General features: G+C 64.8%; 11 protein-coding genes. 10 read left to right on the top strand and 1 reads right to left on the bottom strand.

What is annotated here, in order from left to right:
• Nucleotides 1-23 precede the first annotated feature (23 nt).
• From argF to V2L18_RS19645, 4 genes are all read left to right on the top strand, one after another.
• Entirely contained in the window at nt 24-1025 is a 1002-nt protein-coding gene (argF, locus tag V2L18_RS19660) for an ornithine carbamoyltransferase (protein WP_336180027.1), read from the top strand.
• A gap of 4 nt (nt 1026-1029) precedes the next feature.
• Nucleotides 1030-1974: a carbamate kinase gene (arcC, locus tag V2L18_RS19655; protein WP_336180026.1), complete on the top strand. Its 945-nt coding sequence runs from the start codon at nt 1030-1032 to the stop codon at nt 1972-1974.
• 445 nt (nt 1975-2419) lie between these two features.
• The gene (locus V2L18_RS19650) at nt 2420-4441 is read left to right on the top strand and encodes a transporter substrate-binding domain-containing protein (RefSeq protein ID WP_336180025.1); all 2022 of its coding nucleotides are present in this window, start codon (nt 2420-2422) and stop codon (nt 4439-4441) included.
• Entirely contained in the window at nt 4438-5775 is a 1338-nt protein-coding gene (locus V2L18_RS19645) for a sigma-54 dependent transcriptional regulator (RefSeq protein WP_336180024.1), read from the top strand. Before V2L18_RS19650 ends, V2L18_RS19645 begins: the two co-directional genes overlap by 4 nt.
• 543 nt (nt 5776-6318) lie before the next feature.
• Here V2L18_RS19645 and V2L18_RS19640 read toward each other — a convergent pair.
• Nucleotides 6319-7317: a LysR family transcriptional regulator gene (locus V2L18_RS19640; protein ID WP_336180023.1), complete on the bottom strand. Its 999-nt coding sequence runs from the start codon at nt 7315-7317 to the stop codon at nt 6319-6321.
• A 161-nt stretch (nt 7318-7478) separates the two neighbouring features.
• Between V2L18_RS19640 and chvE the strand changes: the two genes are divergently transcribed.
• The 6 genes from chvE (at nt 7479) to V2L18_RS19610 (ending at nt 15258) form a co-directional block, all read left to right on the top strand.
• A complete protein-coding gene (chvE, locus tag V2L18_RS19635; RefSeq protein ID WP_336180022.1) occupies nt 7479-8555 on the top strand; it encodes a multiple monosaccharide ABC transporter substrate-binding protein in 1077 nt (358 codons plus the stop codon).
• A 238-nt stretch (nt 8556-8793) separates the two neighbouring features.
• Entirely contained in the window at nt 8794-10338 is a 1545-nt protein-coding gene (gene mmsA, locus V2L18_RS19630) for a multiple monosaccharide ABC transporter ATP-binding protein (protein WP_336180021.1), read from the top strand.
• Entirely contained in the window at nt 10335-11558 is a 1224-nt protein-coding gene (mmsB, locus tag V2L18_RS19625) for a multiple monosaccharide ABC transporter permease (RefSeq protein ID WP_336180020.1), read from the top strand. Before mmsA ends, mmsB begins: the two co-directional genes overlap by 4 nt.
• Before the next feature lie 4 nt (nt 11559-11562).
• Nucleotides 11563-12555, top strand: a complete 993-nt coding sequence (gene araD1 / locus V2L18_RS19620) for an AraD1 family protein (protein ID WP_336180018.1) — start codon at nt 11563-11565, stop codon at nt 12553-12555.
• Between the two features lie 8 nt (nt 12556-12563).
• Nucleotides 12564-14309 (top strand): L-arabinonate dehydratase, encoded by a 1746-nt coding sequence (gene araD, locus V2L18_RS19615; protein WP_336180017.1) that lies wholly within the window; start codon nt 12564-12566, stop codon nt 14307-14309.
• Nucleotides 14296-15258, top strand: coding sequence for a Gfo/Idh/MocA family oxidoreductase (locus tag V2L18_RS19610; protein WP_336180016.1), 963 nt, complete (start codon nt 14296-14298; stop codon nt 15256-15258). Before araD ends, V2L18_RS19610 begins: the two co-directional genes overlap by 14 nt.
• Nucleotides 15259-15624 lie beyond the last annotated feature (366 nt).

Here is a 15624-nt window from a genome sequence, read left to right as displayed (position 1 = left end):
CAGTCTTCATCAGGAGTTCGAAAATGTCTTTAAACCTTCGTGACCGGTCCCTGCTGACCGTCCAGGACTACAGCCAGCGCGAGTTCAGGTACCTGCTCGACCTCGCCCGCGATCTGAAGCGGGCGAAGTACGCCCACACCGAGCAAGAACATCTCAAGGGCAAGGAAATCGCCCTCATCTTCGAGAAGACCTCGACCCGCACCCGCTGCGCCTTCGAGGTCGCGTGCCACGACCAGGGCGCGCATGTGACCTATCTCGATCCTGCGGGCTCGCAGATGGGGCACAAGGAATCCGTCAAGGACACGGCCCGCGTTCTGGGGCGGATGTACGACGCCATCGAGTTCCGCGGCTATTCGCAGGAATCGGTGGAGCAGCTCGCCGCCTTCTCCGGCGTGCCGGTCTACAACGGCCTCACCGACGAGTATCACCCGACCCAGATCCTCGCCGATCTGATGACCATGCGCGAGTACACCGACAAGCCGCTCAACCAGATCAAGTTCGCCTATGTCGGCGACACCCGGTCCAACATGGGCCACTCGCTCATGCTGGGCGGCTGCCTGATGGGCATGGACGTGCGCCTTGCGGGTCCTGAGGTGCTGTGGCCGGCCGATACCTACCAGTCGCAGGCGCGCAGCCTGCAGGCAAAGCACGGTGCCCGCCTCACCATTACCGAGGATGTTTGCGCGGCGGTGAAGGATGTCGACTTCGTCTACACCGACGTGTGGGTCTCCATGGGCGAGCCCAAGGAGGTATGGGGCGAGCGCATCGAGCTTCTGAAGCCCTATCAGGTCAACGAGAAGCTGATGGCGGCGACGGGCAATCCGCAGGTGAAGTTCCTGCATTGCCTTCCGGCCTTCCACAATCTGGAGACCAAGGTCGGCCAGGAGATCTTCGAGCAGTTCGGGCTGAACGGAATGGAGGTGACGGAGGACGTCTTTGAGTCCGAGCAGAACCTCTCGTTCGAGCAGGCCGAGAACCGCATGCACGCCATCAAGGCGCTTCTCGTCGCGACACTGGGGGATTGATCTCATGCGTATTCTGGTCGCACTGGGCGGCAACGCCCTGCTTTGCCGCGGCGAGCCGATGACGGCGGAGGCGCAGCGCGCCAATGTCCGCATCGCCTCGCAGTCCCTTGCAACGATCTGCCCGGGCAACGAGGTGATCGTCACCCACGGCAACGGTCCGCAGGTCGGACTGCTGTCGCTGCAGGGCCATGCCTACGACCCCAGCTCGCTCTTTCCCCTCGACGTTCTGGGGGCGGAGACGGAAGGCCTGATCGGCTACATGATCGAGCAGGAACTGGGCAACCTGCTGCCGTTCGAGGTGCCGTTCGCAACCGTGCTGACGATGACCGAGGTCGATCGCGGCGATCCCGCCTTCAAAAACCCGACCAAGTTCATCGGTCCGGTCTATTCGAAGCAGGAGGCGGACGATCTGGAGAAGGAGAAGGGCTGGATCTTCCGGCAGGATGGCAACAAGTGGCGCCGCGTCGTGCCCTCGCCCAAGCCGAAGCGGATCTTCGAGATCCGGCCGATCGAATGGCTCCTGGAGAAGGGGGCGATCGTCGTCGCGGCCGGTGGCGGTGGCATTCCCACCGCTTACGGAGATGACGGCAAGCTCGCCGGCGTGGAGGCGGTTATCGACAAGGATCTGTGCTCGGATCTCCTGGCACGTGAACTCGATGTCGACATGTTCGTGATGGCGACGGATGCCGATGCCGTGTTCCTCGACTGGGGGACGCCCGAGGCCCGCTCGATCCGTCGCGCCTCCCCCGACGCGATGGCCGCCCATGCCTTCCCCGCCGGCTCCATGGGGCCGAAGGTCGAGGCGGCGTGCAACTTCGCACGCCTGACCGGCAAGCCGGCGGTCATCGGCGCGCTGAAGGATCTGCCGGCGCTCGTTCGCGGCGAAGCTGGGACGACGATCACGAGCGCCGAGGTGGGCGAAACCCTTTACGAACCGGAATTTGCGTAAAGGCCGCCCGCCCCGGCCGGCCGGCTGCCGATGTCGATGACGTCGGCGGCTGGCCGGCCTGTGCTGCGCGCGAGGTCGACGCCGACCGTAACCTCGACACCGGCTGTAACGATGCCGCGCGGCGCTACAAATCATCACATGCGGCGCCGTTCGGCGCCCGTGCACAAGGGCCGCCGCATTGTTTGTGGCATAGTGTGATCGCGTTGAAGAAAAAGCCGAAAACGAAAAAGCGCAGGCGACACATGTTCTCCCCATCCCGTCGGCCGGTGGCTGGCCCCCACCTTGCGAACCGTCGCCGGATGTCGTCGGTCGATACAGCCCGACGCACGTCCGGCCCCGGGGCCGGCGTCATGAATCGAGAGGGCAACGCGCCATGTGGCAGGGCAGGCGATTCTCGCTTTTTCTCCGCGCCGGAACCGGTGCGGCGGGCGGCAGGGGGCGCGTCATGAGGCTGGCCAGAACCGTTGGCTTCGTCGTCGTGCTGGCCTGCGCGATCCTGCTGATCGCCAACTATCTGGTGGAGAACACCTACGGCCTCAACCTGAAGGAATATGTCAGATATTCCGCCGACTACACGAGCGAGGAAAAAGACTATCTGAAATCGCATGGCCGGTTGATCTATGGAACGGATGCGAGTTCCCCGCCGCTGAGCTACATCGATCCGAGATCCGGCCAGTACAAGGGCATCGTCATCGACTATGTGAACAGTCTGTCGGTGGAGCTGGGGATCGAGATCGAGTTCGTTCCCTCCGTCTGGTCGGATGCGCTGTTGAAGCTGAAGGAGGGCGAGACCGACCTTTGCGACATCTCCGTCAGCCCCGAGCGCGCTGAGACCTATTCCTTCGCCCATCCGATCTACAGGCTGCGCGGCGCCATCCTGTCGCGGCGCGATGCCGGCCCGATCCAGACGCTGGCAGGGCTTCGGGGCAAGCGCATCATCCTGACCAAGGGCGATTACGCAGAGGACTTCCTGCACGACGCGGGCGTCAAGGCCACGTTCGTCCATGCCGACAGCCAGGCGGAAAGCATCGCGCTTCTGCTGGCCGGCAAGGGCGATGCGGTGGTGGGCGACGAGCCGGTGCTTCTCTACTACCTGAACCAGGAGCAGGCGCACGGCCAGCTCAGCCTGTCGGACCGCACCCTCTACGAGCAGGACGTGGTGCTGGCCACCCGCAAGGGCAACGACCGGCTGGTCAGCATCATCAACAAGGGCATCCTGCACCTGAAGAAGGCGGACATCATCAACCGCCTGCAGCAGAAATGGATGGGGGTGACCTCGCCCATCGAGGAGGGCTCCAACCAGCGCCGCGCGCTGATCTGGACGATGGCCTCCATCGTTCTGCTGGCGGCCGTCGCCTTCCTGTTCCAGACCGTTCATCAGCGCATGAAGGAGGAAATCGCGAAGAGAACCGAAGAGATCGCCTACCGCAAGCTGGAGCTGGAGAAGATTCTGGAGAACATCCCCTACATGATCTTCATCCTCGATCACGCCCGCAAGATCCTGAACGCGAATTTCAGCCTGGAGAAATACCTGGGCACGGCGCGCGAGAAGCTGAAGGAGCATTCCATCGCCGAGTTTCCCGAGCTCGCCTTTCTCACCGAAAACGACGCCATGGTGGAGGGCGTGTTCCGCGACGGGGAAAGCCGGGAGGCGCAGATCCCGTTCCGCGACAGCATCCTGAGGGTGGCGCTCTATCCGGTCGAGGACAAGGATCAGGTGGTGAACATCATCGTCACGGTGAAGGACGTGACGAAGGAGAAGGAGGACGAGTCCAAGCTGATCCTGGAAAACAAGATGGCGGCCATCGGCGAACTCGCCACCGGCATGGCGCACGAGATCCGCAATCCGCTCGGCCTGATCCGCTCCTACAGCTACCTCATCCGCAACGCCCAGCCCCAGGGGGCGGCCGCGCAGCCCGAAAGCATCGCCAGCTACCTGACGGTGATCGACAACTCGATCGAGCGCGCGAACACCATCATCTCCAACCTGCTGAATTTCTCGCGCCTTTCGGGCGACGAGCGCGACACGTTCAGCCTTCATGCTCTGGGCACCGAGCTGTTCGCGCTCGGCCGCAAGACCTACGAGATCGCGGGGATAGAGACGGCGCTGGATGTGCCTGAAACGCTGCTTCTCCACTCCAACCTGGAGAGCATGAAGCACATCCTGATCAACCTGCTTTCCAATGCCATCGACGCGATGCCGGAGGGCGGGACGCTCAGGCTTGCGGCCACGACCAGGGGCGCGAACGCGTTCATCACCGTGTCCGATACGGGGGTTGGCATTTCCGAGGAGCACATCAAGTCGCTTTTCCTGCCGTTCTTCACCACGAAGGGGCCCAACAAGGGGACGGGGCTCGGGCTCTACATCGTCTACAACGAGGTTCAGAAGCTGGGAGGAGAGATCAGCGTGAAGACAAAGCCGGGCGAGGGGACGGCATTTACAGTCAGACTGAGAGGCGTGGCATGAAACCGGGACTGTCTATACTCGTCGTGGACGACGAGGCGGAGTACCGACAACTCTTCCGCATCCTTCTGAGAGATGCCGGCCACGAGGTGGATGATGCGGCTAGCGCCGCCGATGCGCTGGCAAAGCTCGCCGCCAACACCTACGACCTTGTTCTGAGCGATCTGGTCATGCCGAACATGGACGGCATCGGGCTGCTTCGCGCGATAAAGGCGATGGGCGTGGCGGCGGAGGTCATCATCGTGACCGGCTACGGCTCCATCCGCAACGCGGTGGAGGCGATCCGCTCCGGGGCGTTCAGCTATTTCATCAAGGGAACGGATCCCGGCGAGCTGCTGCACGAAATCGAGAAGATCCATCGGCTGAAGCAGATCGTGCGCACGCATCTGGACCTCAACGAACCGCTTTTGAGTGCCAGCGCCAGCCCCAAGATGCGTCAGGTGGAGCATGTGGTGGAGAAGGTCGCGGGGACCGACCTGTCGGTGCTGCTCAGCGGCGAGTCTGGCGTGGGAAAGGAAGTCCTGGCCCGCCACATCCACGACAACAGCCTGCGCCGGGACGGCCCTTTCGTGGCCATCAACTGCCAGGCCTTTCCCGAAAACCTGCTTGAGGCGGAGCTGTTCGGTTACGAGAAGGGCGCGTTCACGGGCGCGGTCGGGCGGCGGGTCGGCCGCTTCGAGGAGGCGCAGGGGGGAACGTTCTTTCTCGACGAGGCGCTGGAGCTGTCGCCGGCCATTCAGGTGAAGCTCTTGCGGGTTCTGGAAAGCCGGTCGATCGAGCGGCTCGGCAGCAACAAGAGCATCGACGTGGACATCCGCCTGATCTCCGCGACGAACAGGAACGTCAAGGAGGAGATCGCCACCGGCCGGTTCCGGCAGGATCTGCTTTTTCGCATCAACGCGGTCAACATCCAGATCCCGCCGCTCAGGGAGCGCCGCGAGGATCTGGACACGTTCATCTCCTATTTCGTCGCCCGCTTCAGCCGCAAGTACGACCGGACGGTGACCGCCATCAGCGACGAGGCCTCCCAGTTCCTGAAGACCTATCCGTTTCCGGGCAACGTGCGCGAGCTCAGCAACATCATCGAGAAGCTCGTCGTGTTCTCGCAGGACGGGCGGATCGAACTGGACGAGTCCGTCGTGCCCACCGACTACGCCCAGCCCCAAAACGGCATCGACTCGCGCTCCTTGAGGGAACTGAGGAAGGAAACCGAAAAGAGTTACATCGAGAAGGTTCTCGGTCACTACAACTACGACATCGGCGAGGCGGCCAACCATCTGGGCATCACCAAGCGGCATCTGTTCAACAAGATCAGCGAATTCGGCCTGAAGTACTAGAGCAATTCATGGACAGACAGAAGCAAGTCGCCCATCCTTCGAGATGCCCGGTCACGCGGGCTCCTCAGGATGATGTTGTGTTTGTGGCTGGTTTGGTGAACGACGGCCACGTTCGCAACGTCCTACTCAGTGTCTGGCCCTAAAATGGTAACCGGTTCTTCGCGTCGAAGTCTAAGCGCTTTCATACCTCTCCATCGTCATCACCCGGCGAAGCCCGGGTGATCCAGCGTGCGCCCCGAATGCTGCGACTGGAGGTGGATTGCCCGGACTTCGCCGGGCAATGACGGCGGTGGGGCATGAGCGTGAAAGGTTGAAGGCGCACAACCGGCTACCATTCTCGTGTCAGACTTTGAAGAGGCCTGAAAAGGCCGTCTCGAAGGATGGGCCACAACACAAATGCACGCGTTCTGATTCCGCCGAACCATGAAATGCTGGAGCATATCCCGATCAGATTGAACCAATCCGATCTGGCCGACAGGAAGCGGCTTTGGCGGTGGGCCCCTGCCCGTCCCGGTTCATGAATCTCTGTTCACGGGGCTGCGTTCAGGGGGCCGGATCCTGGCCGCCGCGTCCTGACGGGATCTTGCGCCGGATCAGCTGCCGCACCCGGCGCACCGCAGGCGAGGGCTCGACGTCGCGCAGGTAGATCAGCGAATAGGGCACCACGGCCATGTCGCGGCCGGCGTCGATGCACCGGATGCGGCCGCCGAAGGCGTTCTGCGAGGCGTAGAAATCGGCCGCGGAGCGGGCGATCGGGGCGATCGCGTTGGTCTCGCAGATGATCGCGAGCGTCAGCAGCATCGAGGAGGTGCTCAGGATGCGCTCCGGCGGCCGGTAGCCGTTGCGCAGCAGATAGGCCTCCACGGTGCGGCGCAGCAACCCGTCCTCCGGCTGCATCACCCAGTCGTAGGCCAGGCAATCCGCCATCGTCGGATCGGCGCGGCGCGACAGCGGATGCTCCAGCCGGGCGATGAGCGAGACCGGCTCCGGCCCGATCTCGTCGAGAGCGACGGTGCGCGTTTCCATGCCGTCGGGAACCCGGCCGATATAGAAATCGAGATCGCCGGCAATGAGCGCGTCGCCGAGCTTGTTGCTGGTATCGACCAGCACCGAAAGCTCGATTTCGGGATAGGTCACGCGCAATTCGCGGATCACCGGCAGCACCAGCTGCACCGCCGGCCCGGTCACGCTGCCGATGCGCACCGTGCCGCGCTCGCCGCTCTCGATGGCGGCGATTTCGTGCTGCACCGCATCGAGGCCGCGCAGGGTCTGGCGCGCCCGCTCCGCCAGCGCCTCGCCCGCCGGCGTCAGGGTCACACCGCGGGCATGGCGGTTGTAGAGCCGGGCGCCGACCGTCTTTTCCAGATCCGACAGCAGACGCGAGGCGGCCGGCTGGGTCATCGCCACCTGCACGGCGGCGGCCGAGACCTGACGGGTTTCCGACAGCGCCAGCAAAAGCCGCAGCTGCGACAGCCGCAACCCCCGCCGGATCAACTCGTCGCGTACGGTGAACCCGCCTTTTGCCGAAGGGGCCGTATCCATCTGCGATATTCCAAAAAGAGTATAACTAAATCCGGAATGCGTATTTGATTGTTATAGCGGCAAGGAGCAACGTGCAATGATCACGGGTTCCGGAGGGGAATCCATGAAAAGAATCCGGCGCACCGCAGCCAATGCGGAACAGTCGGGACCGGGAGGGAAAAATGCATTTGACCAGACGCGCCTTCGGCGCGGCCGCGATTTCTGTTTCGATTTCCATTGCGCTTGCCGCCCCTGCTATTGCGCAGGACAAGGGATATGTCGGCATCGCCATGCCCACAAAGTCGTCCGCCCGCTGGATCGACGACGGCAACAACATGGTGAAGCAGTTTGAGGTGGCCGGTTACACCACCGACCTGCAATATGCCGAGGACGACATCCCCAACCAGCTCGCCCAGATCGAGAACATGATCACCAAGGGCGTGGACGTTCTCGTCATCGCCGCGATCGACGGCACCACGCTGACGAGCGCGCTGGCGAACGCCGCGGCCGCCAATATCAAGATCGTCGCCTATGACCGGCTGATCCGCGACAGCGGCGATGTCGACTATTACGCCACCTTCGACAATTTCAAGGTCGGCGTGCAGCAGGCCGAAACGCTGGTTTCCGGGCTGAAAGAGCGGTTTCCCGACACCAGGCCCTGGAACGTGGAGCTGTTCGGCGGCAGCCCCGACGACAACAACGCCTACTTCTTCTACAACGGCGCCATGTCGGTGCTGCAGCCGCTGATCGACGAGGGCCAGATCGCCATTCCCTCCGGCCAGCGCGGCATGGATACGGTCGGCACGCTGCGCTGGGACGGCTCGGTCGCCCAGGCGCGGATGGACAATCTGCTGTCGGCCTACTACACCGACCGGAAGGTCAACGGGGTGCTTTCGCCCTATGACGGCCTGTCCATCGGCATCATCTCCTCGCTGCAGGGCGTCGGCTACGGCTCGGGCGACATGAAGATGCCGATCATCACCGGCCAGGATGCGGAGGTTCCCTCCGTCAAGGCGATCCTGCGCGGCGCGCAATATTCCACCATCTTCAAGGACACCCGCGAACTCGCCCGCGTGACCGTCGGCATGGTGGACGCGCTGCTCACCGGCGGCCAGCCGGAGATCAACGACACCAAGACCTACGACAACGGCGTGAAGGTCGTGCCCTCCTACCTGCTGGAGCCGGTTCCGGTGACGGCGAAGAACTGGGAGAGCGTGCTGATCGAGAGCGGCTACTACACCCGAGACCAGATCAAGTAGCACCGCCGCCGCCGATCCGCGAAAGGCGCCGGCAAAGTCGCCTGCGCGGGCCGGAGCGGTTCAGCAGGTCGTCGTCTCGGTTTTCCCGAAATCGACAGCCGCCGGGGCTGGCCATGTGCCGGCCCCCTGCCCCAGCCCCCTGGCCCCGGCTTGCCCTGTTTCGGCCGGCCGTGGCACGCGATGACCCGCCCTGCCCGGCCGCCTGCGGCGGATCTCTTCGAAAAGACGCGAGGATCCGATGTCGCCGATACTCGAAATGCGCGAAATCACCAAGGAATTCCCGGGCGTCAAGGCGCTTGACCGGGTGACCCTTTCGGTTGCCGAGGGCGAGATCCATGCCGTCGTCGGCGAGAACGGGGCGGGCAAGTCGACGCTGATGAAGGTGCTGTCCGGCGTCTATCCGCACGGCAGCTACGAGGGCGAGATCGTTTTCGACGGCGCCCCGCGCACCTTCCGCTCCATCCGCGACAGCGAGGATCTGGGGATCATCATCATCCACCAGGAACTGGCGCTGATCCCGCTTCTGTCGGTGGCGGAAAACATCTTTCTCGGCAACGAGCGCGCGCGCGCCGGCATCATCGACTGGCGCGAGACGCACGAGCGCGCCGGCGAGCTTCTGGCCCGCGTCGGGCTGAACGAGAACCCGGAGACGATCGTCGAACAGCTCGGCCTCGGCAAGCAGCAGCTCGTCGAGATCGCCAAGGCGCTGTCGAAGAACGTCCGCCTGCTGATCCTCGACGAGCCGACCTCCTCGCTGAACGAGAGCGACAGCGAGAAGCTTCTGGATCTGCTCGTCGACTTTCGCGGCAAGGGCATCACCTCGATCCTGATCTCGCACAAGCTGAACGAGGTCTCCAAGGTCGCCGACACGATCACGGTCTTGCGCGACGGGTCCGCCGTGGCGCGCATGGCGTGTGCCGACGGCGTCGACGAGGACGACATCATCCGCAACATGGTCGGCCGCTCGCTGCAGGACCGCTACCCGCCGCGCAGGCCGGGCGAACCGGGCGGGATCGCGATGGAAGTCCGCAACTGGACCGCCTGTCACCCGCTGCACCCGGATCGCCGGGTGGTCGATAATGTCAGCTTCAACGTGCGCAAGGGCGAGGTGCTGGGCATCGCCGGGCTGATGGGGGCCGGGCGCACGGAACTCGCCATGAGCCTCTTCGGCCGCAGCTACGGACGCAACATTTCCGGCGAGGTCGCAATCAACGGCGAACCCGCCGACGTCTCCACCGTGCAGCGGGCCATCGCCGCCGGCATCGCCTACGCCACCGAGGACCGCAAGACCTACGGCGTCATCCTCGACGACACGATCCGGCGCAACGTGCCGCTCGCCAATCTTCCAGCGGTTGCCCGCAACGGCATCGTGGAGCGTCACCGCGAGGCGGAGGTGGGCGAACACTACCGCGACCGGCTGGCGATCAAGTCCTCGTCCGTCGAACAGGCCGTCGTCGATCTGTCGGGCGGCAACCAGCAGAAGGTCGTGCTGTCCAAGTGGCTCTTCGCCGATCCGGACATCCTGATCCTCGACGAGCCGACGCGGGGCATCGACGTCGGCGCGAAATTCGAGATCTACACCGTGATCCGCGACCTCGCCGCCCAGGGCAAGGCGATCATCGTGATCTCGTCGGAACTGCCTGAACTGCTTGGGATTTCAGACCGCATCTACGTGATGAGCGAAGGCCGGTTCGTGGGCGAAATGCCGGCGGCCGAAGCGAGCCAGGAGAAGATCATGGCAAGGATTGTCAAGTCGGGAGCAGAGGCGGGGGCAGCCGCATGAGCGACACGACCACACCGATCGTCGTTGCCGACAGGCCCGAAACCTCCAGATCCGGGGGCGGCAAATCCGGCTGGCACTTTCTGAAAGGGCACCTGCGCGAATACGGCATCCTGATCGCGCTGGTCGCCATCATGGCCTTCTTTCAGGTCGCGACCGACGGCATCCTGCTGAAGCCGGTGAACCTGACCAATCTCATCCTGCAGAATTCCTACATCGTCATCATGGCGGTGGGCATGCTGCTGGTGATCGTGTGCGGCCATATCGACCTGTCGGTCGGCTCGGTGCTGGGATTCATCGGCGCGCTCGCGGCGGTGATGATCGTGCAATGGGGGATGCCGTGGCCGGTCGCCTGCCTTCTCTGCCTCGCCGCCGGCGCGCTGATCGGCATGGCGCAGGGCTTCTGGGTCGCCTATTTCCGCATCCCCTCCTTCATCGTCACGCTTGCCGGCATGCTGGTCTTCAAGGGCCTGACGTTGTGGCTGCTCGCCGGCCAGTCGGTGGGCCCCTTCCCGCCGCATTTCCGGCTCATCGCCTCCGGCTTCGTGCCCGACATTTTTTCCGGCGAACATCTGAACCTGTTCTCGCTCGTCGTCGGCATCGCGGTGGCCGGCCTGCTGCTGTGGCTCGCCATGCGCACCCGCGCCCAGCAACGCAACGTCGGCGCGGAGGTCGAGCCCTTCGCCTTCTTCGCCGCGCGAAACCTGCTGATCTTCGCCGCCCTCGTCTACATGTCCTGGCTCATGGCGGGCTTTCGCGGGCTGCCTAACGTCTTCGTCGTCATGGCGCTCCTGATCGCGATCTACGCCTTCCTGACCAACCGCACGACCTTCGGCCGCCGCATCTACGCCATCGGCGGCAACGAGAAGGCGGCGTCGCTGTCGGGCATCAATTCCAAGCGGCTGACCTTTCTGACCTTCGCCAACATGGGCATGCTCGCGGCCCTTGCCGGCCTCGTCTTCGCCGCCCGTCTCAATACCGCGACGCCCAAGGCCGGCGTCGCCTTCGAACTCGACGTGATCGCGGCCGTCTTCATCGGCGGCGCCTCCATGTCCGGCGGGGTCGGCACGGTCGTCGGCGCCGTGGTGGGGGCCTTCATCATGGGGGTCATGAACAACGGCATGTCGATCCTCGGCATCGGCATCGACTGGCAGCAGGTCATCAAGGGGCTGGTTCTGCTGGCCGCGGTGATCTTCGACGTCCTGAACAAGCAGAAGGGGTGAAGCCATGCTGCTGTCGCAATATTCCCGGGCGGGCGGAACCCCGCAGATCGTCGTGCGCGAGGGAACCGAAGCCTACGAGGTCAAGACCGACCTGTGCCTTTACGCGCTCGCGCTCGACTGCATCGAAACGGGCCAGCCGCTGCGCGAGCGGATCGCCGCGCTCGGCGTCAGGGACGCGGTGGACATCGAGGCGCTTTATGCCGCCGGCAGGCTTCTGCCGCCGGTGACCCATCCCGATCCCGCCCATCTCCACATCACCGGCACCGGGCTCACGCATCTGGGCTCGGCGGCAACGCGTGCGGAAATGCACAAGGCGGCGCAAGAGCACGAGACCGACAGCATGCGGATGTTCCGGCTGGGTCTTGAGGGCGGCAAGCCTGCGAACGGTGCCGCCGGGGTGCAGCCGGAATGGTTCTACAAGGGCAACGGCTTCGCGCTCGCGGCCCCCGGCGCGCCGCTGGAGGCGCCGGAGTTTGCCGAGGACGGCGGCGAGGAACCGGAAATCGCCGGGATCTACCTGATCGCCGCCGACGGAACGCCGGTGCGGCTCGGCTGGGCGCTGGCGAACGAGTTCTCCGACCATGTCATGGAACGGCGGAACTATCTCTATCTCGCCCATTCCAAACTGCGTCCCGCGGCCATCGGCCCGGAACTGCTGATCGGCGAGCTGCCGGACCATATCGAGGGCCGCTCGCGGATCCGGCGGGGCAACGAGACGATCTTCGAAGAGCCGTTTTTATCGGGCGAGGCCAACATGAATCATTCGCTGGCAAACCTCGAACACCACCATTTCAAGTACAAGCTGTTCCGTCAGCCGGGCGATCTGCATGTGCACATGTTCGGAACGGCGACGCTGTCCTTCGCCGCCGGCATCGCGCCGCGCGACGGCGACGTCTTCGAGATCGAGGCGGAGCCGTTCGGCCTGCCCTTGCGCAATCCGCTGGCCTTCGCGCCGCTCGCCCGCCCCGAGCCGCGCGTCGAGATCCGCGCGCTGTGAGGGACCCGATGGCATTCCGACCGGCCGCATGGCCCCGCAAGCTCAGATCGCAGGAATGGTACGGCGGCACGTCGCGCGACAACATCTATCATCGCGGCTGGCTGAAGAACCAGGGTTACCCGCACGACCTGTTCGATGGCCGGCCGGTGATCGGCGTGCTCAACACCTGGTCGGAGCTGACGCCGTGCAACGGCCATCTGCACGAGCTGGCGCAGAAGGTGAAGGCGGGCATCTGGGAGGCCGGCGGATTTCCGCTGGAAGTACCGGTCTTCTCGGCGTCGGAGAACACGTTCCGCCCGACCGCCATGATGTACCGCAACCTCGCCGCCATGGCGGTGGAGGAGACCATGCGCGCCCAGCCCATCGACGGCGCGGTGCTGCTGGTGGGCTGCGACAAGACCACGCCGTCGCTCCTGATGGGGGCGGCCTCCACCGATATCCCGTCGATCGTCGTCTCCGGCGGGCCGATGCTGAACGGCTGGTTCCGGGGTGAGCGGATCGGCTCGGGCACGGCGCTGTGGCAGATGTCGGAGGACATCAAGGCGGGCAAGATCAGCCGGGAGGATTTTCTGGAGGCCGAACAGGCGATGAGCCGGTCGTCGGGCACCTGCAACACGATGGGCACGGCCTCCACCATGGCCTCCATGGCCGAGGCGCTGGGAATGGCGCTGTCCGGCAATGCCGCCATTCCCGCCGTCGATGCGCGCCGGCGTGTGATGGCGCAGATGACGGGACGGCGCATCGTGCAGATGGTCAAGGACGACCTCAAGCCCTCCGACATCCTGACGCGGCAGGCGTTCGAGAACGCGATCCGCACCAACGGCGCGATCGGCGGCTCGACCAATGCGGTCATCCATCTTCTGGCGCTCGCCGGCCGCGTGGAGGTGCCGCTGACGCTCGACGACTGGGACCGGCTCGGCCGCGACGTGCCGACCATCGTCAACCTGATGCCGTCGGGCGACTATCTGATGGAGGAATTCTTCTATGCCGGCGGCCTGCCCGTCGTCCTGAAGCGTCTGGGCGAGGCCGGGCTGCTCCACCGCGACGCGCTGACGGTGTCGGGCAAATCCATCTGGGAGGAGGTCGGCGACGCGGTGAACTGGAACGAGGACGTGATCCGGCCTGCGGAGCGGGCGCTGGCGTCATCGGGCGGGATCGCCGTGCTGAAGGGAAATCTGGCGCCCGGCGGCGCGGTGATCAAGCCGTCCGCGGCCTCCGCGCACCTGATGAAGCATCGCGGCCGCGCCGTGGTCTTCGAGGATATCGACGCCTACAAGGCGCGGATCGACGACGAGGCGCTCGACATTGACGAGACCTGCGTGATGGTTCTCCAGAACTGCGGCCCGAAGGGCTATCCGGGCATGTCGGAAGTCGGCAACATGGGCCTGCCGCCCAAGGTGCTGAGGAAGGGCATCACCGACATGGTGCGCATATCGGACGCGCGCATGTCCGGCACCGCCTACGGCACGGTGATCCTGCATGTGTCGCCCGAAGCCGCCGCCGGCGGGCCGCTCGCCATCGTGCGCAGCGGCGACATGATCGAGATCGATGTGGAGGCCCGCTCCCTCCATCTCGATCTGCCGGACGAGGAGATCGCCGCGCGCCTTGCCGAGTGGCGCGCGCCGGAAGGGCCGCCTGAACGGGGCGGCTACACCCGTCTTTATTACGACAACGTCGAAGGTGCCGACACGGGTGCCGATTTCGTCTTTCTCAAGGGCCGCCGCGGCCGGGAGGTACCACGTGACAGCCACTAGCATCGCGCTTGTGGGCATCGGCAAGATCGCCCGCGACCAGCACGTCCCGGCACTTGCGGCCTCGCCCGCCTTCGAGCTGGCGGCAACCGTCAGCCGGTCCGGCGGCGTCGATGGCGTGCAGAATTTCGACAGTGTCGAGGCGCTGGTCCGCGAGCGGCCGGATATCCGCGTCGTCAGCTTCTGCACCCCGCCGCAGGTCCGCTACCCGGGCGCACGCGCCGCACTCGATGCGGGCTGCCATGTGATGCTGGAAAAGCCGCCGGGTGCGAGCCTGTCGGAGGTTCACGCGCTTGAGGCGCTGGCGGCCGACAAGGGCCTGACGCTGTTCGCCACATGGCATTCTCGCCACGCGGCTTCGGTCGCGGCGGCGAAGGCGTGGCTTGCGGGCAGAAAGGTGACGTCGGTCCGTATCGACTGGAAGGAGGACACCCGCGTCTGGCATCCGGGACAGCGCTGGATCTGGCAGGCCGGCGGGCTCGGCATCTTCGATACCGCGATCAACGCCTTCTCGATCCTGACGGAGATATTGCCGGTGCCGGTTCACGTGAGCGGTGCGGACCTGCGGTTTCCGGGCAATTGCGAGACGCCGATCGCCGGCGAGGTCCGCATGGACGGCCCCGCCGGCCCGCTCGTCGTCGCCGATCTCGACTTTCTCCACGAGGGCGATCCGTTCTGGCGCCAGACCATCGAGACCGACGCCGGTACTCTGACGCTCGACCAGGGCGGCGCGATCATGGAGATCGACGGCGTGCGGCATGCCGGCGAAAACTGGGAAAAGCCCGGCATCCACGGCGAATATGACGGGCTTTACGCGAAACTCGCCGATCTTCTGGAGGCCGGTGCCTCGGAGGTCGATCTTCGTCCGATGACGCTGGTCGCCGACGCCTTCACGCTCGGCCGCCGGCTTGAGGCGCCGGACTTCTTCGATCCGGCGCTTGCCGAGGGCTGACGATCCGGCGATGCGACCGATGGGAAAGGAGGAGAGGCTCGTCGAAGGAGGATTGGGCTTTGCGGACGGATCCCGGGGCGGTGGAAAGGCGCGGGGCGCAAGCCGTGAGCACCCCTCTCCCCCCTTGTGGGGGAGATGTCACGCCTTCGCGTGACAGAGGGGGGTAACGCCGCTTGCTCCGTGTCTGCCGCCATACCCCCCTCTGTCGACCCTAGGTCGACATCTCCCCCGCAAGGGGGGAGAGGGGAACAAGTGGCGTACGTTCGGCGTCCATCTGAACACGCCAAACCAGGGGAGAGACGAACGCTTTGAATAATTGAATTCATCCATCGAGACGGACGGGAGCTCTCCGTTTCGGTTCATTGA

The sequence above is a fragment of the Breoghania sp. JC706 genome, assembly GCF_037026715.1.
Taxonomy (GTDB): Bacteria; Pseudomonadota; Alphaproteobacteria; order Rhizobiales; family Stappiaceae; genus Breoghania.
This window is presented reverse-complemented; position numbering and strand designations above follow the sequence as displayed.